This is a genomic window from Chryseosolibacter indicum (assembly GCF_018598585.1).
In the GTDB taxonomy this organism is placed as follows: domain Bacteria; phylum Bacteroidota; class Bacteroidia; order Cytophagales; family Cyclobacteriaceae; genus Chryseosolibacter; species Chryseosolibacter indicus.
Window position 1 is genome coordinate 1 of sequence record NZ_JAHESD010000024.1, and the last position, 25,216, is coordinate 25,216.

At 39.0% G+C, this 25,216-nt stretch carries 20 protein-coding genes; 6 read left to right on the forward strand and 14 right to left on the reverse strand.

Annotation, left to right across the window (positions count from 1 at the left end):
• Positions 1 to 18: 18 nt before the first annotated feature.
• From KK060_RS11990 to KK060_RS12010, 5 genes are all read right to left on the reverse strand, one after another.
• Positions 19 to 309 carry a hypothetical protein gene (locus KK060_RS11990; RefSeq protein WP_254153975.1) on the reverse strand — a complete coding sequence of 97 codons (291 nt, stop codon included), beginning with the start codon at positions 307 to 309 and terminating at the stop codon, positions 19 to 21.
• A gap of 110 nt (positions 310 to 419) precedes the next feature.
• A complete protein-coding gene (locus KK060_RS11995) occupies positions 420 to 2,825 on the reverse strand; it encodes an ABC transporter permease (protein WP_254153976.1) in 2,406 nt (801 codons plus the stop codon).
• Between the two features lie 39 nt (positions 2,826 to 2,864).
• Complete coding sequence (locus tag KK060_RS12000; protein ID WP_254153977.1) at positions 2,865 to 5,237, reverse strand: ABC transporter permease; 2,373 nt, start codon at positions 5,235 to 5,237, stop codon at positions 2,865 to 2,867.
• A 230-nt stretch (positions 5,238 to 5,467) separates the two neighbouring features.
• Positions 5,468 to 6,157: an ABC transporter ATP-binding protein gene (locus KK060_RS12005; protein ID WP_254153978.1), complete on the reverse strand. Its 690-nt coding sequence runs from the start codon at positions 6,155 to 6,157 to the stop codon at positions 5,468 to 5,470.
• Between the two features lie 82 nt (positions 6,158 to 6,239).
• Positions 6,240 to 7,490, reverse strand: a complete 1,251-nt coding sequence (locus KK060_RS12010) for an efflux RND transporter periplasmic adaptor subunit (RefSeq protein WP_254153979.1) — start codon at positions 7,488 to 7,490, stop codon at positions 6,240 to 6,242.
• Between the two features lie 284 nt (positions 7,491 to 7,774).
• Here KK060_RS12010 and KK060_RS12015 point away from each other — a divergent pair, with 284 nt between their 5' ends.
• The 3 genes from KK060_RS12015 (at position 7,775) to KK060_RS12025 (ending at position 11,049) form a co-directional block, all read left to right on the forward strand.
• Complete coding sequence (locus KK060_RS12015; protein ID WP_254153980.1) at positions 7,775 to 9,157, forward strand: sigma-54-dependent transcriptional regulator; 1,383 nt, start codon at positions 7,775 to 7,777, stop codon at positions 9,155 to 9,157.
• Positions 9,158 to 9,288: 131 nt separating this feature from the next.
• Positions 9,289 to 10,557, forward strand: a complete 1,269-nt coding sequence (locus tag KK060_RS12020) for a sensor histidine kinase (protein ID WP_254153981.1) — start codon at positions 9,289 to 9,291, stop codon at positions 10,555 to 10,557.
• A gap of 135 nt (positions 10,558 to 10,692) precedes the next feature.
• Positions 10,693 to 11,049 carry a hypothetical protein gene (locus KK060_RS12025; RefSeq protein WP_254153982.1) on the forward strand — a complete coding sequence of 119 codons (357 nt, stop codon included), beginning with the start codon at positions 10,693 to 10,695 and terminating at the stop codon, positions 11,047 to 11,049.
• Positions 11,050 to 11,123: 74 nt separating this feature from the next.
• Here the strand turns inward: KK060_RS12025 and fabF are convergent, their stop codons facing one another.
• The 6 genes from fabF to KK060_RS12055 all read right to left on the reverse strand — a co-directional run bounded on the left by fabF (position 11,124) and on the right by KK060_RS12055 (position 17,502).
• Positions 11,124 to 12,377, reverse strand: coding sequence for a beta-ketoacyl-ACP synthase II (gene fabF, locus KK060_RS12030; RefSeq protein ID WP_254153983.1), 1,254 nt, complete (start codon positions 12,375 to 12,377; stop codon positions 11,124 to 11,126).
• A 3-nt stretch (positions 12,378 to 12,380) separates the two neighbouring features.
• Positions 12,381 to 12,971, reverse strand: a complete 591-nt coding sequence (locus KK060_RS25200) for a TetR/AcrR family transcriptional regulator (protein WP_254153984.1) — start codon at positions 12,969 to 12,971, stop codon at positions 12,381 to 12,383.
• Positions 12,972 to 13,057: 86 nt separating this feature from the next.
• Positions 13,058 to 13,393: a cupin domain-containing protein gene (locus tag KK060_RS12040; RefSeq protein WP_254153985.1), complete on the reverse strand. Its 336-nt coding sequence runs from the start codon at positions 13,391 to 13,393 to the stop codon at positions 13,058 to 13,060.
• Positions 13,394 to 13,982: 589 nt separating this feature from the next.
• Complete coding sequence (locus tag KK060_RS12045; RefSeq protein ID WP_437124577.1) at positions 13,983 to 14,957, reverse strand: pectinesterase family protein; 975 nt, start codon at positions 14,955 to 14,957, stop codon at positions 13,983 to 13,985.
• Positions 14,958 to 14,963: 6 nt separating this feature from the next.
• The gene (locus KK060_RS12050) at positions 14,964 to 16,184 is read right to left on the reverse strand and encodes a glycoside hydrolase family 88/105 protein (protein WP_254153986.1); all 1,221 of its coding nucleotides are present in this window, start codon (positions 16,182 to 16,184) and stop codon (positions 14,964 to 14,966) included.
• A gap of 61 nt (positions 16,185 to 16,245) precedes the next feature.
• Complete coding sequence (locus KK060_RS12055; RefSeq protein ID WP_254153987.1) at positions 16,246 to 17,502, reverse strand: DUF4861 domain-containing protein; 1,257 nt, start codon at positions 17,500 to 17,502, stop codon at positions 16,246 to 16,248.
• Between the two features lie 335 nt (positions 17,503 to 17,837).
• Here KK060_RS12055 and kduI point away from each other — a divergent pair, with 335 nt between their 5' ends.
• The 3 genes from kduI to uxaC all read left to right on the forward strand — a co-directional run bounded on the left by kduI (position 17,838) and on the right by uxaC (position 21,277).
• Positions 17,838 to 18,665, forward strand: coding sequence for a 5-dehydro-4-deoxy-D-glucuronate isomerase (kduI, locus tag KK060_RS12060; RefSeq protein ID WP_254153988.1), 828 nt, complete (start codon positions 17,838 to 17,840; stop codon positions 18,663 to 18,665).
• A gap of 163 nt (positions 18,666 to 18,828) precedes the next feature.
• Positions 18,829 to 19,854, forward strand: a complete 1,026-nt coding sequence (locus KK060_RS12065) for a LacI family DNA-binding transcriptional regulator (protein ID WP_254153989.1) — start codon at positions 18,829 to 18,831, stop codon at positions 19,852 to 19,854.
• Between the two features lie 10 nt (positions 19,855 to 19,864).
• Positions 19,865 to 21,277, forward strand: a complete 1,413-nt coding sequence (uxaC, locus tag KK060_RS12070; RefSeq protein WP_254153990.1) for a glucuronate isomerase — start codon at positions 19,865 to 19,867, stop codon at positions 21,275 to 21,277.
• Positions 21,278 to 21,352: 75 nt separating this feature from the next.
• On the opposite strand, the gene KK060_RS12075 is transcribed toward uxaC, so the two are convergent.
• Genes KK060_RS12075 through KK060_RS12085 form a run of 3 tightly spaced genes read right to left on the reverse strand, consistent with a single transcriptional unit; the run spans position 21,353 to position 25,209 of the window.
• The gene (locus tag KK060_RS12075) at positions 21,353 to 21,781 is read right to left on the reverse strand and encodes a nuclear transport factor 2 family protein (RefSeq protein ID WP_254153991.1); all 429 of its coding nucleotides are present in this window, start codon (positions 21,779 to 21,781) and stop codon (positions 21,353 to 21,355) included.
• Positions 21,782 to 21,831: 50 nt separating this feature from the next.
• Entirely contained in the window at positions 21,832 to 23,460 is a 1,629-nt protein-coding gene (locus tag KK060_RS12080) for a glycoside hydrolase family 28 protein (protein ID WP_254153992.1), read from the reverse strand.
• A gap of 60 nt (positions 23,461 to 23,520) precedes the next feature.
• Entirely contained in the window at positions 23,521 to 25,209 is a 1,689-nt protein-coding gene (locus KK060_RS12085) for a RagB/SusD family nutrient uptake outer membrane protein (RefSeq protein WP_254153993.1), read from the reverse strand.
• Positions 25,210 to 25,216: the final 7 nt, after the last annotated feature.

Genomic DNA, 25,216 nt, shown 5'->3' on the forward strand with positions numbered 1-25,216 from the left:
CCTTTTATTGAGTGCGCTTTAGGCTTCAGCAGCCTTCAATTCTTTCTTTTTAAATCTTTTGTCCTTCTTCTCCTTTTTACCTTTTAGTACATCTTCAACGTAAGTCAATGTCTTTGCAGTTTGCTTTGCTTTCTTATTTTCCTTTTTTAGAATGTCTGCAAACTCAACTGCAATTCGCTTTGAACTTTTGTTAATTAATTTTTTAACCTTCTTTGATGGTTCCGGCAATTGTAAACGGCCAATTGCGTCACGCATTGAATCATTTAGCAATGTTCTCAATGCTTTCTTAGATACGTTTTTGTTTTCCATAACTAGTAGTTACAACTCCCAATTTACCAATTGTTAACTGAATATTTCCTCCTTAACAAAAACTTAATATTAGTTCTAAAAAGATTCGAAATTAGCCTAAAAAAGCACTCTTATTCATACCGCAACGAATGTACCGGATTCGCAATTGCGGCTTTGATAGATTGATAACATACCGTAATCCATGCAATAAGAACCGCAGTCACGCCACTTAGAACAATTATCCATGGGCTTACTTCTATACGATAAACGAACCCGGAAAGCCAATGATTAGAGATAAACCATCCTGTTAATGCAGCAGGAACAAAGGCTATCAAAACAAGTTTCGTGAACTCTCTGGATAATAAAACTGTGAGGCTAAAAACGGTTGCCCCCATTGCTTTGCGAATACCAATTTCTTTGGTTCTTTGCTCTGATGTAAATGCAGCCAATGCAAATAAACCCAATGAAGCAATAAATATTGCCAAGGCAGAAAAGATACTAAATATAGTACCCATGCGCTGCTCGACACGAAATAGCTGATCAAATTCCTGATCCAGAAAAGTATATTCGAAAGGTTCATTTGATGAATTGTCTCTCCATAACCTTTCAATAGTCGATATCAATGATTGCGCACTTCCCTCGTAACGGATAAGAAGGTTGTTCTCATTTTTTCTTAGTCTTATGGAAAGAGGTCTTACCTGACTTTTGAACGACTCGAAATTGAAATTTTTAACAACTCCTACTACTTTTAAACGCTCTGTTGTACCATTATCCTTATAAAGGATCTCTTCTCCAACGGGATTCTGATATCCAAATTCCTTTGCCGCAGCTTCATTCAAAATAATGCCCATCGAATCTGAAGGAAACTCCTTAGAGAAATATCTTCCTTCTTTCATTTCAAATTTCATTACGTCCATATGATCATAATCCGCATAGTATATACCCATGATATGATCTTGCTCAGAACCTGCCTCCTTAAAAACAGTAGTGCTGTTAACACCGGGAAAAGTGTTATTGGTATAGCTTAGTTTTGTTACACCTGATTGCTGAGCCAATGCATTTCTGAATGCTTCCTTATTTACACCTAGCCTTCCTGTGTTCTGCAAAATAAGAACATTACTTTTATCAATACCCATGTTCTTTTCCTGCATGTATTGTATTTGTTGATAAACAACAAGGGTAAAAATGATAAGAAAGATAGATAACGCGAATTGGAACACAACAAGAAAACTTCTAACTCCTTTGCTTTTCATCCCTGCCCTTACCTTTCCCTTTAATACTTCAACTGCATTGAAAGAAGTGAGGTAAAATGCTGGATAGCTTCCGGCTACCAGTCCCACAATAATGACAAGTGTTACAAGGCCCGATATAAACAAGGGACTTACCAATGTTGCCATCCCTAGTTGTTTTCCTGATAATAGATTGAAATGCGGTAAAAGGAAATAACAGGCAACCAAAGCGAATATGACAGCAGCAAAACTATAGACAGTAGATTCCGCAAGAAATTGCCCTACCATCTGACCTCGAAGTGATCCTAGCGTTTTTCTTAAACCAACCTCTTTAGCACGGCCTGCAGATCGTGCCGTAGATAAGTTCATGAAATTAATGCAGGCAATAACTATAATAAACAGTCCAATAGCAGCAAAGAAATAGATATACATAACATTTCCCCCGGCCTCTATATCATCTTTGGATGTTGAATGCAGGTGTATATCTGTTAACTTGGTAGAATAATAGCCATACTCCCCTCCCTGGCTTCGCATCTGCTTCAAGGAAATTCCCATGAACCGTTCGGCTTCTGGGCCAACATATTTCTCAACAAGAAATTTAAATTTCTCATTTACCTGCTCCACGTGTGCGTTCTCGCGCAGCAAGAAGTAAGAATAAAGGTAATTATTTAACCAAACGGTACTTTTCAACCCTTCATTAGATGAGGCTGAAATAAGCATATTAAAGCTAAAGTGAGAATTTCCTGGCGTGTTTGCTGCAATGCCTGTTACTTTATAGGAACGATTGTCATTTCCGATTACTAACAGTTTCCCCATAGCTTGCTCGTTACCAAAATACTTTTTAGCTGTAGCTTCTGTTACTACTACCGTATTAGGCTCTTTAAGGGCGGTAGCAATATCACCATCCAGTAACTTAAAGCTAAAGAATTGAAAGAAGTTAGAATCAGCAAAAATCACTTTCTCTTCTGTAAAAGCTTTACCGTTGTATTTTACTGAGGGTTTTCCCCAGTAAGGACTAATGCGAGTAGCAGCTTCCACTTCAGGAATTTCAGCTACAAGCGTTGAGGCCATGGGTGGGCATGTACTTGCTGTTCTTATATCCTGGCCTGAAATTTTGCCATGCAAACCTACCTGGTATATTCTTTCTGCACGTGAATGAAATTTATCATAACTTATTTCATCAGCTATGTATAATATGATAAGCAGACATGCAGTAATACCGATCGTCATGCCTAAAATATTTATGGCCGAGAAAAACTTGTACTTAAGAATATTACGAAGGGCTACCTTAAAATAATTTTGTAACATAAATAACCAATTAAAAATCTTTATTGAATAATCTACGACTCACTCTGTCCTCAACGTATTTACAGGATTCATAGACGCTGCACTGAATACTTTATAGCCTATTGCTATTGCGGAAATAAGAAACATAATAGACACTGAGGCAATTAAGGTCAACTCCGTTGTCGATTGGTAATATTTCCAAATGCTTCCCATCAATGCGTCAACAAGTAAAAAGCTTACAGTAGATCCAAGAAGTGAAGCAATAACGAGTATAACCACAAATTCAGTATTGATGATTCTGGTGATATTACCAATAGATGCCCCAAGCACTTTGCGAACACCTATTTCTTTCATCTTTTTAATGATGTTCAAGGATACAAGCGTGAAGAGGCCGGTAGCGGAAAGAAGCAGTGCAACTGCACCAAGAAATCCAAACATCTTTACAATGTTATTATTCACCGTATCTGCCTCAACCATATCTTCGTTTATAACACGGCCATTGTACAATCTATTTGGGAATACATCTTTCCATGATGCCTCCATAAACTTATCTACGTCTTTCACTTTATCGGAAGGCATATTAACAACCACATGTGTGTATTTATCTTTAGACGTATACCTGATCATTAATGGTTCATTCTCGCGCCACAAGCCATTGGTATAAACATCTTTTACAACGCCAACCACAAATAGTTTAACCGTATCCATCCACTTTATCTCTTTCCCTATAGGATCATCCCAGCCGAAGCTTCTAACTAATTTTTCAGATACGATGATTGATTCACGCTTGTCTGTCTCTGAGTCCTTTTGAAAATCCCTCCCCTTAATGAGTTTAAGGTCCAATGCTTTTAAATATTCATCGCCAACTTCAATAATATCTACTTCCAACTGTTGCGATTCATATTTAACGGGATCATTATATCCGGCAGAAAATAGACTGTGGGTGGAACCTGCTATCAGATTAATATCTTTATTTTGAAGCAGTGTGTTTTTATACGTCTCATACTCGTTGCCATTTTCAACGTAAGCTATAATTACATTATTAGGATTAAATCCTATATCGAAGGCACGCTGATATTTAGAATTCTGATAAAAGGCAATCGCGAAAATTATTGCTAGCAGTGAGATAGAATATTGCAGTGCGAGAAGAGCCCTGGTAAATACATTGGTACCACCAAACTTCAGCTTGCCTTTAAGAATGCTTACTGGTTCAAAATGACTTATATAAAATGCCGGGTAGGATCCAGCAATCAATGCGGTAACAAGAAGTGTGCATACAATAAAAATAACAAACGCCGGATTATCGATATAATGCGAAGTCAACTTCATGTTTACCCAAAGAGAATTCCACGCATTCAATAATACTTCACCAAAGAACAATCCTAAAAGCAGGGCTATTGTACATATAAAGAAGGTCTCTCCTAAAAATTGAGCAATTAGTTGACTACGCAAGCTTCCCATCACTTTCCTTACACCGATCTCTTTCAACCGTCGTGAAGAAATAGCAATAGCAGTGTTTGTCATATTAAAACATGCAATGAGTAATACAAGCACCGCCATAAATCCAGGAGCAACAACTGCAGCACGATTATTTGCTGAGGTTGTCTGTGACCAGGTCTCGTTGGCGGAGTCTCTCCTTGCCATACCTTCAAACGGATCAAGAACGTATTCCTTGATCTGAAAATCCTCCCTTACCTTATTATTATTTTCAATGTATTGCTGGATTTGTTTACTTACTACAGCCACGCGTGCGGGTTCTTTTATATGAACGAATATTGTGTTGTGATTCTTCCAATCATCCTCCTTCAGGCCCCTTGCCTCATCGTAATAGTTTTCGAAGTTCATGAAAGCCTGCCAGTGAAAACTTGAATTACTGGGTTGCTTTTTAAATACACCTCCTACCTGAAATTCTTTTAACACAGTACCGACTACCTGCGTTAGTTGCTTACCTACTGCATCGGTAGTGTTAAATAGTTTAAGTGCCATTTCATCACTTAAAAATACTTTCGACTTATCCTTTAATTCATCAGGATTGCCAGATATAAACTCAAAAGAAAATACATTGAACAAGTCAGCATCTGCATAGCCTAGTTGGCCAGGAAATAAGTTATCTTCTACTTTAAAGTTTGACCATGAATGGTTAATCCTTACAACTTTGTCTACATCAGAAATATTATGTCGGATTACTTCGCCTAAAGGACCAGGAGCATGACCATATAATGTTGTTACATTATTGAACTCTCTTACTGAACTTATCCTATAAGTGTTTTTGGCGTTGACATGATGAGAATCGAACATCACATCATATTCCCAATTAAAATAAGCTACAATACAACAGGCAATACCAATGGCGAGACCGAAGATATTAATGAAGATAAACATTTTGTTCTTCATCATACTTCTCCAAGTAATGAGTAAGTAATTTCTAATCATGAAGGATGCGTTTTATTTTGGTAGCTATAAGACTACATTTTCAACATCAAGGTTGCATCTCTTTGCCAGAAATTATGCCATAATCAACTTCTTTAATTAAAGAACGATTGAACAGCTTTTCGTTTTTACAATGTTCAGATACGAACAGAAGGTGTACAGATATAAAAAAAGCCTTTCAATTTGAAAGGCTTTTAAGAATCAAAAATTGATTTCGACTCAGAGTAAACTTGTTAAATATGGAAGTGTTCTTTAATGTTTTCAGTTACTACCTTACCATCGAACAGGTTAACAATCCGGTGTGCATAGTTAGCATCATAAGGAGAGTGAGTAACCATTACAATAGTAGTTCCTTCTTCATTCAATTGCGAAAGAAGCTTCATTACTTCTTCACCATTAGCAGAGTCAAGGTTACCAGTAGGTTCATCGGCTAGAATTACTTTTGGTTTGGCTACTATGGCACGTGCTATGGCTACACGCTGCTGCTGCCCGCCAGAAAGCTGTTGAGGAAAATGGTTTCTTCTATGCATGATATTCATACGCTCTAACACCTCTTCAACACGTGTTTTACGTTCAGCAGCAGGCACCTTTAGATACAACAAGGGCAACTCTACATTTTCAAATACAGTAAGTTCGTCAATCAGGTTAAAGCTTTGGAATACAAAACCTATAGAACCCTTACGCAATTGTGCGCGCTGGCGTTCCGAATATTTTGAAACTTCGTGTTCGCCGAAATAATACTCACCTCCTGATGGATTATCAAGTAGTCCGACAATGTTCAGCAAAGTAGATTTGCCGCATCCTGAAGGCCCCATGATGGCTACGAATTCGCCATCTTTAATATCAAGGTTAATGTTATTAAGTGCCGTTGTTTCTACTTCTTCAGTAGTGTACACTTTCTCGAGGTTTTTAAGTTTTATCATGGCGTTAAGATTTATGCTTTATTGAGATGTTCTATTGGTACAATTAGTTTTAACTCTATACTTCTATTTTTAAAAAAGGTTACTAATTCAGAAGTAATACTTCGTTATCCCCGAAGTTTTCGTACGACGATGTAATCACGCGATCGCCAGGCTGAAGGCCTTCCAGTATTTCAAAGTTCTCAGGATTCTTCCTGCCCAACTTAATATCACGCTTCACTGCCCTGTTTTCACCATCCAACACATAAACCCAATTTCCACCAGTATCCTTGTAGAATCCACCTACTGCCAATAACAATTCTTCAGTTGACTGGCTAAGTTCTATTCTTAATCGTAATGATTGTCCCCTAACAATTCCTTTTGGTGCTTCGCCCAGAAATTTCATATCCACATCAAATCTACCATTAGAAATATCTTCATATTTATAGATAATTTCCAGTGAATAATCTTTATTATTATAAGTTGTGGTTGCGCGTTGCCCTACCGTGATCCTTGGAAGGTATAACTCATCAATAGGCACCCTTACTTTATAGCTTCCTACAACATCCATCTGACCTAAACGTTGGCCAATGTTAACATTCTGCCCTGGATACAATTGCTGAGGAAATATAAGCTGTCCGTCAATCGGTGCACGAATAACCAGGTTATCCAATATTTTACCGGCACTAACTAAACTCTGGGTCATTTTGCGCTCAGAAAAATTAAGATCATTGTATTGTCTGATACGATCAACCGAGTCTGCCTTATACACTTCATAAGTTATTCGCTTTCTCTCAAGATTATATAGATAATCAGCTTCAGTTTTTTCGAACTCCTGCTTAGAGATCAACTTTTTAGCAAAAAGTTGCTTCTGACGAGTATATTGTGGGCCGAGAACCTGTAATTGATTTTCAATCAAAGCCAGATTCTGACGTTGTTCAAGGTCGTTTCTTGAAATCTGTAATCTCGTCTCGCGCAATTGGTTTATACTCTGATTTAACTGAGCTTCCTGCTGTAAGACATTCAATTCGCGGTTGAGGTTGCTTAATTCGAGAATTTTATCTCCTTTTTTTAGCATCTGACCACTTTCAGCTGATATATTTTTAATGATACCACCTTCAACAGCATCCAGGTATACGGTAAGACTAGGCATTACTGTACCTGTCTGCGGAATTGTTTCCTGAAATACACCACGCTTTACTGTTGAGATGGTTATTTTATCCTTTTCGATTTTTAATTTGGAACGCCTGTCTGCAAAGATGAACTGGTACCCTACAAATACAATGAATATTGCTATCCCACTGTAAGTACCAATGCGCTTCAGCGTCCATTTTTTCTTTTGAATTTTCTTATCCATTCTTTTGGTCTTTCACTAGACAGCTTATGAAAGCCAACAAGCGTGCCAGACGATTTTCGCTCTAACAAACCCTTAAATTAGTCAAATTTCGATGTTTTTCTCGTTCACATATGAACGAAGCTGTTCGGGACCGAACATAATCGGACAGCGTAAAAGCGAACAATCCTTTAAATTTACCAGATTTCAGCGAAAGAAGGTGAAAATAGAAATCGGTATGTACTTTGCCCATTAACGGACAGCCCGTTTCGAATTCGAAACACTAACATTACTTAAACTCACGATCAATGTCAGAAAATAAGCATGGTAAAATTCTAATTGTTGACGATAACGAAGACCTTCTTAAAGCTGCCAAGATGTATCTGAAAAGACATTTCTCGCAGGTTGATATAGAGAAGAATCCGGAAGCAATACCCTCCCTTATGAATAATGAGGATTACGATGTTATTCTTCTCGATATGAATTTTACCAAAGATGTGAGCAGCGGCAGTGAAGGATATTATTGGCTTGAAAAGATTTTACAACTCGATCCTTCCGCTGTTGTTGTACTCATTACAGCTTATGGTGATGTACAAATGGCTGTAAGGGCAATTAAAGCCGGGGCGACGGATTTTGTTTTGAAACCGTGGGAGAACGAAAAGCTGTTGGCAACACTTTACTCAGCCATGCGGCTGCGGGAAACACGCGACGAAGTTGAGACACTCAAGATAAAAAACCAGGAGATAAATCAGGTTATTAATACACGTTTTAGCGAGATCATAGGCCAGAGCCCCAGTATGCAAAAGATCTTTCAAACCATTGAGCGTGTAGCCAAGACAGATGCTAACCTGTTAATACTGGGTGAAAATGGAACGGGTAAGGAATTAATTGCGCGGGCTATTCATAAAAATTCTCCCAGGCAGAATGAATCCTTTGTAAGTGTCGATCTTGGTTCTATAACAGAAACATTGTTTGAAAGCGAACTGTTCGGGCATAAAAAAGGAGCGTTTACCGATGCAAAAGAAGACAGGGCCGGGCGTTTTGAACTAGCCAATGGAGGCACTTTATTTCTTGATGAGATAGGAAATTTAAGTATGCCATTACAAGCAAAGCTTCTTACTGTTTTACAAAATAGAAAGGTAAGCCGGGTAGGATCAAACAAAGATACACCAATCAATATCCGTCTTGTTTGTGCTACAAACATGCCTCTTTACGAGATGGTAAAGGATAATCGTTTCAGGCAAGATTTACTTTATCGTATCAATACAATTGAAATAGAAATTCCACCGTTAAGAGAGCGTTTCGAAGACATTCCACTGCTTGCCAATCACTTCCTTAAATACTATAGCGAGAAATACGAAAAACAAGTTGCCAAAATCAGCGATGCAGCCATGACACGGCTTCACAAACATAACTGGCCGGGCAATATACGAGAGCTCCAACACGCCATTGAACGCGCTGTTATTCTTAGTAACGGAAGTGTTTTACAGCCTGAAGACTTTAACCTGAGCGCATCACAAACAAAAGAAGATGGACAGCTAAGTCTCGACCAATATAATCTCGAAGAAGTAGAGAAACTACTGATACGAAAGGTGTTAAAGAAGTTTAATGGCAATATAACCCAGGCAGCTTCTGAACTTGGACTAACAAGATCATCGTTATACCGAAGGCTGGAAAAGTATGGACTTTAAAAATCAACTGAACAAGGGCCTATTTTTACTATCTTTGTTCTATCTGCATGCACTTTGGATTTAATGATTTTCCCACCCGCGTAGCATTCCGGGTAATAATTTTAGGACTAACGATGGCCTTGTTCATCTTTATGATATCGAGGCCTAATATGCTATTTGCCGCTATTTTAACCTTTATCATTATAATAGGGCAATTGGTAGAGATCTGCCGTTTTGTTAGTCAAACCAACCGTAAGCTTACACGCTTTCTTGAATCCGTAAAGTATTCCGATTTTATTTCCGGCTTTACTTCTGATAATAAGCTTGGCAAAAGTTTTCGTGAGCTTAACGTAGCATTTAACGAAGTGCTTGAGGCCTTTAGAAAAGCGCGTTCAGAAAAAGAAGAGCATTGGCAATATCTTAATTCGGTAGTTCAACAGGTCCGAACAGGTATACTATCTTTTGATGCAGAAGGCAACGTACAGCTAATGAATGCAAATGCTAAGCGATTCATGAATGTTACTTCCATCAAAAATATAAAAGAGCTTATTCAAATCAATGCAAAACTGTATCATGCTATAAATAGTGTTGAACCAGGCAAAAGCGAACTTTATAAGGGAAGTAACGAGCTATACCTCACCATACAGGCTACAGAATTGCGCATACGGGCAATAGACGTAAAACTGGTAACACTTCAGAACATTCAGCCTGAATTACAAAAGCAGGAACTTGAAGCCTGGCAAAATTTAACCCGCGTATTACGTCATGAGATCATGAATTCAATTACACCTATTTCCTCACTTACCTCTACGCTAAGAGATATTCTTGAGCAGGAGATGGTAAGGAAGGATGGCCACTGGGAATTAAAGGAAGAAGGAGCAGATGATCTCAAAGAAGGGCTCAGTACTATTGAAAACCGTAGTCGTGGTTTAATTAAATTCATTGACGCCTATCGTGAATATACTTCACTGCCTAAACCCCATTTATCAACGATAAGACTGAAAGACCTTCTCGATAAGGTAGCGCAGCTGATGAAGAATGAGATCAGGAAAACGAAAATCGCATTTCACTGCGAGTGCTCATCAGACTACCTGACGATACAAGCTGACCTGGAAATGATAGAGCAGGTATTGATTAACCTGTTGAAAAATGCCGTAGAAGCAATGATGGAAACAGAAAATGCTCGGCTGCAATTAATAGGCAGGTATGAAGAAAATGCTGTAATTATCGAAGTAACTGACAATGGCCCTGGGATTATTAAAGAAGCACTGGAGCATATATTTGTCCCTTTCTATACAACCAAGCGAACCGGTTCAGGTATTGGACTAAGTCTTTCTCGGCAGATCATGCAAATGCATAATGGCTCCCTATCGGTTGTCTCAGAACCGGATGTAAAAACAACCTTTACCCTTAAGTTCTAATCCCTTCATTTCGTAGAATAATAAGGCCGCTTAACATTCAAATCATAGAAAGTTAATAGAAGCCTTAAAATTATTTATTATATTTATTCTATCCCCCTAAGTAAAAATAAAGGTTTAACACTTAATTCAGGTGCCATGAGATCTAACATTGTCATTGCAGGAGGCTTGTTACTATTCCTGGCAATAGTAATTACTACCCTACGTCCACCAATGTCCATGCGGACAGAAAAACATTCCATCACAGAACAAGGTGTTGTGGTAGAAATGTATGAGACTGCATTTAAAGACCTTGTTGTAAAACTTCAAGGGCAGGCTTCTACTTTCTATATAAATGTAAATAAGCGCGATAAAATAGATCTTGCTGCGTTAAAGGATAAACTACTTAATAAAAAGGTGATGATTCAATACGATGAACCTTTGTTCAAAAACAAGTCTGAGCACTTCATTTCAAAACTCGAATATGACGGAGAAGTTATCTACTCAGACAAATAAGAAAACATTGCATCAAATAAAAAAAGTAAGGTCATCGCCTTACTTTTTTTATTTTATAAAACAACAAGTTGTGCTTACTCAACTTTCTTAAATACCGCACTTGCGTTGTGACCACCAAAGCCAAAAGTATTGCTTAATGCAACTTTAACATCTTTTTTAAGTTTGCTACCAATTACAATATTTAATCCTGAAGGAAGTTCCGGATCAAGTTGTTGGGTATTAATTGTAGGAGGGATTATACCAGTTTCTATTGCCTTGATACAGATAATTGCTTCTGTGGCACCTGCGGCACCCAGTAAATGTCCTGTAGCCGATTTAGTAGCACTGATGTGTAAATGATCGGGTTTTTCTCCGAAAAAGTTTACTACGGCTTTCATCTCACTTACATCTCCTAATGGTGTAGAGGTAGCGTGAGGATTTAAGTAATCTACTTCATGTGTTTTTACACCTGCATCTTCCAGCGCCCACTTCATGCCAAGCGCAGCACCTTTCCCTTCAGGATGCGTGGCTGTAAGGTGATAAGCGTCGGCCGACATACCTCCGCCAGCTACTTCAGCGTATATTTTTGCACCCCGTCTCTTTGCATGTTCGTATTCCTCAAGTATCAAAGTTCCTGATCCCTCTCCCATCACAAAGCCATCGCGATCGATATCAAACGGTCGTGAAGCTGTTTGAGGGTCATCATTTCTCGCTGATAAAGCTTTCATAGAAGCAAAACCACCAATACCCGCCTCGTTAATAGCAGCCTCTGAACCTCCGGTTACAATAATATCTGCCTTACCCCAACGGATGTAGTTCATGGCATCAATAATAGCTGTAGTTGAAGTAGCACATGCAGATACCGTTGTAAAGTTAGGCCCCATAAATCCGTATTTGATAGAAATCCATCCAGATGCAATATCAACAATCACTTTAGGAATAAAGTACGGGTTAATCCTTGGAGTACCATCACCTCTTCCATATTCTATCATCTCCTGCTGGAAAGTATAAAAACCGCCATTCCCAGTTCCCCAAATTACGCCTACACGGGTTCTGTCTATTGCCCCTAAATCCAAGCCTGAATCCTTTAGTGCTTCAGCTGTAGATACCATCGCATAATGTACAAAAGGATCCATCTTTCTGATGTCTGCCTTATCAAAATGATCTTGAGGATTAAAACCTTTTATCTCACAGGCAAATTTTGTACGAAACTTAGCAGGATCGAATCTGGTAATGGTAGCTGCACCGCTTTTACCTTCAGTAAGGTTATTCCAAAACTCACTAACCGTGTTTCCTAAAGGCGTTAAAGCTCCGAGGCCAGTTACCACTACTCTTCTGGGTTGATTCATAATTTATATACTAATTTGGTCTAATAGATTTTTACAATGAGAGACAATAATATTTATTGGTTCTTCAGATCTTTCAGCCCTCGAAAACATAACTGCACCTTCAATAGAACAAAAGATTACGTAAGCAAGCCTGCGAGCATCTGTTTCTTTTTTAAACTCTCCATGCTTTATGCCTTCTTCCAGTAGCTCTTCAATGAAGTCAATTATTAAATGAAGCTCTTTAACAAGTACTCTTCTAAAGGAAGTGCGATAATCATCTACCTCAACGGCGGTGTTCAATAAAGGGCAACCTCCTTTTACTGGCGGGTTAAATACATATTCTTCGTAAAAGTCCAGAAACGCAAAAAGTTTGCGCTTGCTTGTATTAACTGTTGCTATTTTTTCACGTGCGCGTTGCCTCGTGGTGTTGATGGCATAACGAAAAGCTTCACGTGCAATCTCTTCTTTATCTTCAAAATTGCCATATATAGCCCCCTTTGTAAGCCCTGTTGCTTCAGTAAGGTCATTGAGAGACGTGCCATCATACCCCTTCATATTAAATAAAGGAGCCGTTTTCTCAATAATGTATTGCCGTGTTCTTTCTGCCTTGCTCACGAGGCAAATATAAATAAAAATATTAAAATTATACCGTACGGTATTTTTTATAAGTTACAAAAAAATACCAAAATCGACTGACAAGCCTAAGAAAGAAATTCCTCCCGGATGGGATTGAAACTATCTATTAATCTCAACGTCTTACTTAGTACTTGTATGGTATGCTTCTTATTTGAAGTAACAAAGAACATATCACCGGCTTTCAAATGCTGATCAGGTTCTCCTTCACATAGAAATAAAAGCTCACCCTCTGCTACATAGGTAGCCTGTTCATGAACATGAAAATGAAAAGGCTCGGGCTCGCTCCAGGGTCCATTAGTAAAATCAATTACTACCATCATCAGGTTTTCTCCATGTATTAATCTTCTTTCAACACCTGACTTTACTTGTGTTATAGCCTGATTAGCTTTTAATATTGGCATTCTTATTTTTCCTTAAACGTTATTTTAATATTCACTGCAAATACAATAATAACAATACATACTGAATAACGTCATTCTTCTAGATGACAATGATAAAAGCCGATACGTCAATATCTATCAAACGGCATTATTTCCTTTAAGATTAGCTCCATTTTTCGTATTTTTAATCTCTTATCCCATCCCGATTTTTCCCTTTTTTAACATCTATTCCTTTTAACAACAACTCCCCGACGAGTGGACAAAGAGTGCAGAGAGGGTGGAGAGAGTGTGGAGAATGTCTTGGAGAAGACTTAGAGAAGTCTCAGGGAAGTCTTAGAGGAGTCTCAGAGAAGCCTTAGATGAGCCTTAGAGAAGCCTCGGAGAAGTCTTAGGGAAAAGGTTTAGAAAAGGCTTGGTAATAGATCATCTACCAATTGTTACTATTTATCAGCGAAACGTGGGCATAAAGCACATTGTTAAATTTCAAAACACCTAAGGCGCCCCCCTAAGCCTTTGGAGGAGAAGTTTAAAGAGAAATGAAGAAAGCCTGATGAATTTAAGAGCAGGCTAAAAGCGTGAAGGATGCGTGAAGGAATTATTGAAGTTAAAATCAAAAATGAGGAACCCATTGATCAGTGCCTGCAAGTATTTTATGAGGTGTTAATTCTTTGACCTGCTTCTCAGTAAGCTTGTGCGACCAACTCACCCTCTTACCTGGTGCGCCTGGACCAGTAGAATTATATTCAGCATAAAATGCAGTTTTCTCAGCATCGGGTTTATTCCAGTTGTGCCATCCCTCGGGGCGAATGTGTTTATCGAGAAAACAGTTTATAAAAATAGTTTTTGCATAAGGGCGCCAAGGCCTGCCTAAATAGTACGTGTTTGCAGGAGCATCACCCGTGATCTTGCAATTAATAAATACAAACCCATGTTGTGTTTCTTCCAACGTAGATGCTGCTGTTACGTAACCACTTCCATCCTTACAGAAAATGGTACAATTCTCGAACACAGCAGTAGACCACCCGAAAATAAAGTCTACCGTTCCTTCTATATAGCAATCTTTGTAATACTGCCTGCTTTTTTCACCGTGCGGATATAATGTATCCTGATAGCCCAAAAATCTGCAATCCTTAAACTGCACGCGGTCGCCATCAACTCTTACCGCCACGGCTTGCCCTACAGGTCCAGAGGAATTTTCAAATGTGATGTTTTCCGCACTAAAATCATCACCAAAAATATAGAAGCTAGTAGAACCTGTGGTTCCCTTCTCTTCTCCAAATCGATTCTTCTTAGAGGCGTAATCATCATAAGTTAAAATCGTTTTAGTTACATCTTCTCCTATAAATTTCACGTTTGTTTTAGAGGGTGCCAGTGTAAGCTTTTCCTTGTAGGTTCCATTCTTTATAAAAATGTGTGTGGCTTGCTTCCGAAAATCAGGAATAGCATGAATAGCCTCCTGTACCGTTTTAAAATCTCCTGATCCATCTTGGGCAACAACAAAATCATAAGTAGGCTGGGCCAACACGCTAGCCTTTAAACCCAACCAGAAAGCAAACAGGATTTTAACTCTCAACAGAATTTGCAATATCGTTTATTTAGAAGTTGTTGACGTATTATTAATGCTTTCGAATAGAATTGAAGCCATAATAAAAGGACCTACAGCTTTAGGATCGTTATCCCGTTTCTGCTCATTCACATAGTACTCGTAAGAACCATCTCTATAAGGCTTTCCTCCTAAACCTGCCACTGCACATACATTGGTAATATCTACAGAGCCGTCCGGATTTTCGCTTATAAATTGTTTAACCACTCCGTTATACGCCCTTTTTCCTTCTGATAAATATTTCTTATCTATATATCCTTTGCTTGCGCCTTTTAACAGGAAGTACGTAAACATTGAAGAAGCCGATGCTTCAAGGTAATTGCCTTCTCTTTTTCCCTGATCAACTACCTGGTACCACACACCTGTCTTCTTATCCTGGTACTTCATTATACCCTTAGCAAGTTTATCAGCAATGTCCAATATCTCTTTTCTCTTAGGGTGTTTCTCGGGCAGAAAGTCAAGCACATCTACCACTGCCATTGCAAACCACCCCATCGCTCTACCCCATACCTGGGGCGACCGCCCCGTCTGCTTGTCAGCCCATTTTTGTTCTTTGCTTTCATCCCAACCGTGGTAGAACAACCCATTCTTAGCATCATAAGTATATTTATCGATAAGGTGGAATTGTAAAGCTACATCATCAAACAGTTCTGGCTCATTAAATTTAATCGCATACTGCGCAAGAAAAGGACTCCCCATGTATAAGCCATCGAGCCACATCTGGTGAGGGTAAATCTTCTTATGCCAAAAGCCACCTTCTGATGTTCGCGGATGTGTTCTCATCTGATCGCGTAATGCTTTAATTGCAATTTCATATTTATGTTCACCTGTGCGCTCAAGCATGGCAAACAAAAACTTGCCGGAATTCACTTTGTCGATATTGTACTCCTGCGGTTTATATTTGTTGATGGTACCATCATCATTGATCATTTCATCCGCGTAAAGCTTGATATAATTATAGTACTTCTCGTCACCCGTTTTCTTCCATACTTGTTCAATAGCACTGCATACCAGACCGTTTGTGTAGTTCCAGCGCGGCTCTGTGGCAAAGTCAAGCAACGATGGTCTTGGATTTCTCGCCATATCTGAGTCAGCCATGCGCACAGAAAATGGTTTGCTTGGAGCTTGTGATTTAGAAGCTGGTTGTGCACATGCGGCAAAATGTTGAACTACAAAAAAAAGTATGAGCGCACGAAGAACAAATTTCATGGTTATTGTTATTGAGTAAACGATCAATTATTAATCAAACCCGTAAACATTACAATCAAAATTACTTCCCTAACGATACCTTTACTGGTACTGCAAGCTCTTCTGCTGTTTTTGAAAGGTATTGCGTAAACTGATCTTTAGTTTTTATTCCATCTGGCTGGCCTACCCAGGCTGCACCAAAATAATATTCTATTTTACCATTGTTAGGTTTCAACACAGCAATGTGACTGTATTTATCAGAAGCAATTTTAACGATGTTATCCGGGTTTACAAAGAGAACGAGACCGAGCTCATCTTTATTCAAGCTTTGCTTTCCATAAGTAGCGAGATATGCCCAATGTTGTGCATCACCTTCACGGTAGATATATTCCGCATCTTTATCTTTAACAATCCCTGTACAGATATTCTCCGGGGCAGCGGTGATATCAAGGGTTTGGTGCGTGAGCAAGGTGCCAGCATGTATTGTGATTTTTGATTCGAGGTCATGTCTCTTTGCACCTATCTTCCATCCATAATAATTAGTTTGAATAGAAGAAAATACAGAACCATTTTCAGGTATAGAACAGATCACGCTATCAGTTTTCTCTACGCGTATAGCAGCAGTATCACCTACAAAAGAACCTATTGAACCAAGCCCTAAAGACTTCCCTACTTTCATCACATCCATTCCCCATGGTTGCATCTCATGGTACGAGTCAAAGCCGTCGAGACCAACCTGGCTCAGTATCATTTTTGAGGTTTTCTTTCCGAATACATCAGTGGCATTGCGTTGATCGAGGTAGAAACGATAGCCAACCTTATCAGACTCCCACCCGGGTCCTTCATAACGTATAAACCAGGAGTGGTCTTTGTGTTCAGGAGGAACGCGCAAGTAATTCACGTTCACAAATTGCCCCCCTACGTATTCGCGATTGATAAATTGGCCATCAACTTTGTGAGACAACTCAGCCTGTGTGCGCTTCGGGTAACTTCTTGTAGTTCTACCTGTAGGATTATACCTGATGTCAATCTTAACATTTTCAAGAGCACCCAATTTATCAAGAACAAAAACTACCCCGTTGAACTGTTTGTCGTTAACATTATACTGTGATGGTATCTCCTGCCCCTTGTATACAACTACAAAATTATTCACATTGAAGTCTTGCTTTTGTGCCTTAAGCTGTTCGGTAGTTAAATGAATGAACACACTTTCCCTTGGTGAGTTAAGTGGATTAGAAACTTCTACAGATATGCTTTTAGGAAATTGCTTTGATAATTGTTGTGCATAAGAATTACCAGTTACGCATAATAAAATAGTCAGCAGAAAAATTCTTAACATAGTTTGGATAATGCTTTTAGCAAAACAATAAAAAATTATGCAGAAAGAAGAAGCCCGCATGATTACCAGGCACACGGGTTCTTCTAACCCAAACAAAATGATCGCATATTTTTAGATGCTAAATTGTACAACAACACCTAAATATGCGCAATCGATTGCATTTTAGTGATCATATTTAAAACATCAAAGCAAAACCCGAAATATTTAGTAGGAAAGTTAGCAGTGCAGGGTGGGGTAAAGGCACTTAGCGGCGTCTTATTTTAGAGACCAGCAGCAACATTTAGATCCATTATACTTTTGTTTTTTGTTTATATTGCGCAACCGATTACACAGCTATGAATAAACGATTTTCAATACATCCGAACGATTTTAAACATTATACTACTGATAAAATCAGAAAGGAATTTTTAATAGAAGACCTTTTTCAAAATGATGCAATTACCCACACTTATACCCATTATGATCGCTTAATTGTGGGGGGCGCCATGCCCGTAAATAAGGCTTTAAAACTCGAGACAATAGATGTTCTAAAATCAACCTATTTTCTGGAAAGAAGAGAGATTGGAATAATCAATGTTGGCGCAAGTGGGTCGGTTACCGTAGATGGTACCCAATACCCATTAAACTTTAAAGAAGCACTATACATCGGCAAAGAATGTAAGGAGGTTGTTTTCCATCCATCAACTAATGGTAGGGCCTTGTATTATTTTAATAGCGCTCCTGCCCATGCCAAATACCCGACACGCAAAGTAACCTTTAAGGAAGCCGAAACAGTAGAAATGGGTTCTTTAGAAACCAGCAACAGCAGAACCATCCGAAAATTAATTATCAATACAGTAGTACCTACCTGCCAGCTTCAAATGGGACTTACCGAACTAAAACCTGGTAGCGTATGGAATACCATGCCACCGCACACGCATGACAGGCGTATGGAAGCATATTTCTATTTTGAAATACCTGAAAACCAGATGGTATGTCATTTTCTTGGTGAACCTCAGGAGACCCGCCACATCTGGATGAAAAACAACCAGGCTGTGCTCTCACCTCCTTGGTCAATACATTCAGGAGCAGGAACAAGCAATTACACTTTCATCTGGGGCATGGCAGGAGAAAACCTGGATTATAGTGACATGGACGCAGTTAAGACAGTTGACCTTCGATAATCCATTATTGAGTGTCTCAAAATCAAATCAGATTGTTATTGCTTTAATTGCTTATGACCTCTAAAAGCAATTGATTATTACCTATGTCTACCATTTGTGTAACTATTAAGGTGCAGCAAATAAATTATAGGCCAAAGATTCTTATTATTGGTTGTTATTTTTTATGAAAAAGGAGAAGGCTACAATACATGACATTGCCCGCAAGCTGAACATCACAGCTTCGACTGTGTCGCGTGCCTTGAAAGACCATCCAAGAATCAGCGAAGAGACTAAGAAGGCAGTAATAAAGGCTGCCCAAAAACTTAATTACCAACCTAACCACATTGCCGCAGCCCTCCGAAACGGGAAAAGTAATATCATCGGCATTATTGTGCCTACAGTAGATCGCACCTTTTTCTCATCCGTTGTAAGAGGCATTGAAGAAATTGCCAATACGGCAAAATATAATGTAATGATATGCCAAACCTACGACAACTATGAAAAAGAAGTTGCTACCGTAGAAGCATTACTAAACGCCCGGGTGGATGGTATCATTGCTTCCTATGCTAAAGAAACAAAAGATTTCAGTCATTATTTGAAAGTGAAAGAGCGTGGCATACCGCTTATCTTTTTCGATAGATCTAATGATGAGTTGGAAGTTAGTCATGTTGTAATTGATGACTACATCGGAAGTTACAGGGCAACTGAGCATCTGATACAACAAGGCTGTAAACGCATTGCTCATTTTACCAATACACGTAAAATATCAATTTATAAAGAACGCTTACGCGGATACAGAGACGCCCTTCAGAACAATGGCCTGATGTACGAGGAATCACTCATAATTGAAAGTAACCTTCAACTGGAAGATGGACGGGAAAGTATGTTGAAACTTCTCACGCGCGATCAACTACCGGACGCAGTTTTCTCAGCAAGTGCTTTTGGTATTATGGGCGCACTGCAGATTTGTAAAGAAAAAGATATTAAAGTACCAGACCAGATTGCTTTGGTAGGTTTTAGTAACGAGCCTTTTACTTCATATACAGAACCAGGCTTAACAACCGTAGACCAGCACAGCAAGCGAATAGGTAATGCAGCTGCAGAGATTTTTCTCGAAGAAATAACTGCAGCTTATAACCAGTTTATACCTCAGAAAATAGTTCTTAAACCCGACCTGGTGGTACGGGGTTCTTCTTTAAAGAAAAAGTGATTTTAATTCCATGGCAAAATATTTTTTAACCGAAGATTTTCTACTTCAAAATGAGTTTTCAAAGAAGCTTTACCATCAATATGCTAAAGATCTTCCAATTATAGACTACCATTGCCACCTGCCACCGCAGGACATAGCTACCAACAGGCAGTTTTCTAACTTAACTAAAATCTGGTTGGAAGGTGACCACTACAAATGGCGTGCAATGCGCACGTTAGGCATCGATGAAAAATATATTACAGGTAACGCTTCAGATGAAGACAAATTTAATAAATGGGCTGAGACAGTACCCTACACCATGCGGAACCCGCTCTACCATTGGACGCATCTTGAATTAAAACAATACTTCGGTGTAGAAACGCACTTAACGCCGGATACTGCGACAGAAGTTTATAATAAATGCACCACACTACTGAATAAACCTGAATACGCTACGCAAAGCCTTCTAAAAAAAATGAAGGTGGAAGTGATTGGAACTACTGATGATCCTGCTGACTCACTGGAATATCATCAGCAAATTAAAAAGGCTAACATCGGTATTATTGTGGCCCCTACATTCAGACCAGATAAAGCCTACGCCATTGAAAATGCCCCGGCATACATCCAATACCTCGAAAAACTGGGTAACGCATCGGGCGTTACCATTAAAAGTTTTGATACGCTATTGGATGCTCTAAAAAACAGGGTTGATTTCTTTGAAAGCAACGGATGTAAGCTTTCGGATCATGGACTCGAACAACTTTATTTCCCTGAGGAAAAGTCTGCATTTACACCCGACGGAATCCTTAAAAAGATTTTGAAGCAGGAGAATTTGAGCATCGCAGAAATACAATATTTCAAATACGCTGTTCTTATTGAATTGGGAAGAATGTATCACAGCAAGGGATGGACACAGCAATTCCATTTGGGAGCATTGAGAAACACCAATGAACGAATGCTTCGCATCCTCGGCCCCGATACTGGTTTCGATTCAATAGGCGATTTCCAACAAAGTCGGGCACTTGCTAAGTTCTTGAATGAACTGGATAAAAGTGATCAGCTAGCTAAAACCATTCTCTATAATCTAAACCCTGCTGATAATGAAGTAATGGGAACGATGATCGGAAACTTTAATGACGGATCTACGAAGGGAAAAATACAATTTGGTTCAGCGTGGTGGTTCCTCGATCAGAAAGACGGTATGGAAAAACAAATTAATGCGCTTTCAAATCTTGGTCTATTAAGTTGCTTTGTCGGAATGCTAACAGACTCCCGCAGCTTCCTCTCTTATCCACGTCATGAGTACTTCAGAAGAATACTTTGTAACATTATTGGTAAAGATGTAGAGAACGGCGAACTACCTTGGGACGAATCATGGTTAGGAAAACTGATCTCTGACATCTGTTATTACAACGCGAAAAACTATTTTGAATTCTATAAATAGATTATATCAATAACATAAAAACATAAAAGCCTGGTTGTTTAAAACAGCCAGGCTTTTATGTTGAGAGTTCTCTCACTATTTAAACGCTTGTCTTGCTAAAAGCTTCCATTCCTGGCCTTGCTTTATCCATATCAGGAGTACGTTGATATTTACATTACCAGGTTCCTTCCCTTCATCTTGAACGCGACCCGCTAGTTTATGTCTTACTACTGCGGTATTCCCTGTTATTTCAACACTCTGCTCAGTAAGTGATATATCGAGAAAATCAGACTTCCCTGATACAAACGTTTCTATAAAAGCTTTCTTGTCTTCTATTTTTCCGCTTGAATGGCCATAGCTGAGCTTATCAGCAGCAAGTTTATCCAATGCAGCTTTGTCTGCATTAATCATTGCAAGTCTTAACTTCTCTACTGCACCTTCAACTTTTTGAGATTCCGTAGCTTGTGCAAAAGTCATCAGTGATAGGGTTAATAATAGTACCGATAGCGAGATCTTTCTTTTCATATTATTTAGCATTTATAGCATAACATACTTAAACTTAACTAATTCAATGCTTATTTCTTAGTCTTCACAATTTTGTCAGAAAGACCTTCTTCGAGTAAAACCTGTTTGTTAGCCGTAGATGCATTTATATTTATAAGTTGAATTTCTTTTGATCCTGCACCAGCTACTGTCATAAAAACGCTGGTCGGTTTATAGCTTACCTTATCAAAAGTTAAATTTTTGCCATTCGAAACTTCAACTACCTTAGCATTATCATTTGTATGAAGCGTAACGTTTTTGATTTTCACGTCTTCGCATTCAATGCATTGCATTCCCTTTTGGCTTTCGATAGATATATTTTCCATCGTGATGCCTTTAACGTTCATCTCCGGTAACCCCCTGACGAATATTGCGGTTTCCGCTCCTTTACATACCACATCTTTAATATGGATATCTTTAAACTGTGGCGTAGCTTCTGTAACAGGGAAATATCCAATAACAGGCTTATCAGCACCACCAAACATTGTTAACGGATCTTTAGCCATGTAGTACATATCAAATAATATGGCAGCACCTCCAATGTTATTCATACGGATATTATTGATGTATATTTTTTCTACGATACCACCCCTGCCGCGCGTTGTCTTAAAGCGAAGACCAATGTCTGTACCAAGAAAATTACAATCATATACGTGAATATTTCTTGCTCCACCGCTCATTTCGCTTCCTACAACAAAACCGCCATGCCCGTGAAAAACAGTACAACCTCTTACGATAACATCTTCTGTCGGTACTCCTCTTTTTCTTCCCTCCTCATCACGACCTGACTTGATACATATCCCGTCGTCACCAACATCGAAAGAGCTATTCTCAATAAGAACATATCTGCAAGACTCTACATCTATACCGTCTCCATTTTGCGCATTCCAAGGGTTTCTAACTGTTACATTACGAACAGTAAGATGCTGACTGAGCAAAGGATGCAAACACCATGCAGGTGAATTTTGAAAAGTTACTCCTTCCAAAAGAATCTTTTTACAATGGATGAGGCTCACCATATTAGGGCGGAGAAATTCTTTTATAGTCTCAGCCTTAACGAAATCATAACCTTCTGCAATTACACCAGGTCTCTTTTCCTTTGAACCCTTGAGTGCACGTTCAGTTGGATACCATGTATCTTTCTTTTCGTTCAGAAAACCACCGGAAGAAACAAGCGCCTCCCATTCCGGAGGTGTTAATTTGTTTTTCTTTACAGGTCTCCATACCTGCCCGGCACCATCAATTATTCCTGATCCTGTGATACCAATGTTCTCGAGTCCATCTCCGTAAATGGGAGACTGACAACGAATGGCATCAAGGCCTTCCCAGTTAGTTTTGATGAGTTGATAATCGTCAGTATTACTGCTGAATTGTAACACTGAGCCGCTCTTTAAATGAAGGTTAACATTACTTTTCATGGTAATCGGGCCTGTTAGCCAGAAACCCTTTGGTATAACCACTACACCGCCTCCTTTCTTATTACAATCATCAATGGCTTTTTCAATCGCCTTCGTATTTAAAGTGATTCCATCAGCTTTCGCTCCGTAAGAAGTGATATTAAAGGTATCAGGTTTAAAGGATGGATATTCTACTACAGGCAATTGTTGTGCTTGTGTAACAGAGATAAGTAAAGTCAGGAATAAAATTGTAATGTATTTCATGGCATTAAGTTAAAGAGAATACCCGTATTCTATAGACGGATATTCTCGTATTTACATAAACTAATATCCAGGGTTTTGAGGTACTTCTGCCTGATTTAAATCCAAAGCTTGTTGTGGTATCGGGCGTAATATTTTCAGTTCACCATCAGCCCCGGTAAATGGATTTACTCCTCTGGCAAAATATTTCGCTTTAACTTGCGTATTGTATGCCTGAACACGCTCCACAAGCTTACCTGTTCTCTTCAGGTCCATCCACCTATGGTATTCACCAACAAGTTCGCGAGCGCGTTCATCAAGGATAAAATCAATAGTTACATCAGCTTCGCTAATCATCATCTTTGCTTCCTGTCCAGGAAGCGCTGCTCTTCTTCTTACCTCATTGATACGTTGCGCTGCTAATGAGGGATTACCTGCTTTAAAATAAGCTTCAGCAGCTATGAGATAAGTTTCGCCTAGTCGTGCTAAATAAATATCGCGAGTGCTGTTACCATCGGTGTTCCCAATAAACAATGAAGTTGGGTCATCAAATTTTTTTACCGGAGGCGTCGCCCGATCCTGGCTGTTTGTTGTTGCCTCCCAATTCTCAAACTTAACTACCGTAGCCTTGCTTCTTCTGGCAGGGTCGGCAGCACGCCACGTTGCTTCATCTACCCAGGGCGGCGCATAGAAATACCATACACTTAAAGTATTAAGACTTGAATTTCTATCATAATAGTCATAATAGCGATCATATATTTCCAGCATAAATGTTTCATAAAACCTCGAATCATATGTTGTAGTATTATTCAATTCATCCTTCGACAAAAAGAGATTGAATAAATGCATAGATGGGGCCAGTGTATACATTCTATATGGATATCCTCTTGCAGCACCTTCACCCCCCATGTAAGGACCAAAGAATGCATTCTGATTACTTCCGTCTCGCTGTGAAACTGCAATTGAAGTTTTATCATACTGGATGGAGAATAAGACCTCATCATTCTTCTCTTTTCCAGGCCAAAAAAGATCTTTAAAAGATATGCTTAAAGATTTCCCTCCTATAGCGACATCGGCATAAGCCGCAGCTCTGGTAAAGTCATCTCCGGCAGCAAAGGGTTCATAACCTCTTGTTAGATGCACTTTTGCCAGATAGTGTTGAACAACTTTCGCTGTAACACGACCAAATGCCTGTGACGTAGCAGGCTCCAATACAGTGAGCGCCTGGTCCATTTCTGAGATTATAAATGCATAAACTTCCTCGGCTGTATTACGCTTAAATTCAAGTACAGGCTCTTCAAATCGTTCTGTAACAATAGCAACACCACCAAATTGCTGAACAAGAAGAAAATAATAATATGCACGCAAGAATTTAACTTCAGCTACCCGAATAGGAAGAATGTCTGACTGTTCTGTTCTCTCGCTGTAATAAATGGCGGTATTACAACGCTGGATAGCTTTATAACAAGATGTATAAAATGATAAAACATTGATTTCTGTAGGCGTAAGAAGTTTATATTCAAATAGAGGTTCTGGTTGTGCATCACCTCTACCCATTACATATATATCTGTTCCTGCTTCAAAAACCCACGGCATGTTGTATACCTCACGAAGAGATGAATAGGTACTATTAACCAAATTCTCATATCCATCCTTTTTTGTATAAAATTCATCGGCCGGAATATTGGATTTATTTTCTTCTTCAACAAAGTCACTACACCGCACTGTAATAAAAAGAACAACCAGCGTTATTAACAATATTTTTGTATTCATATACCAG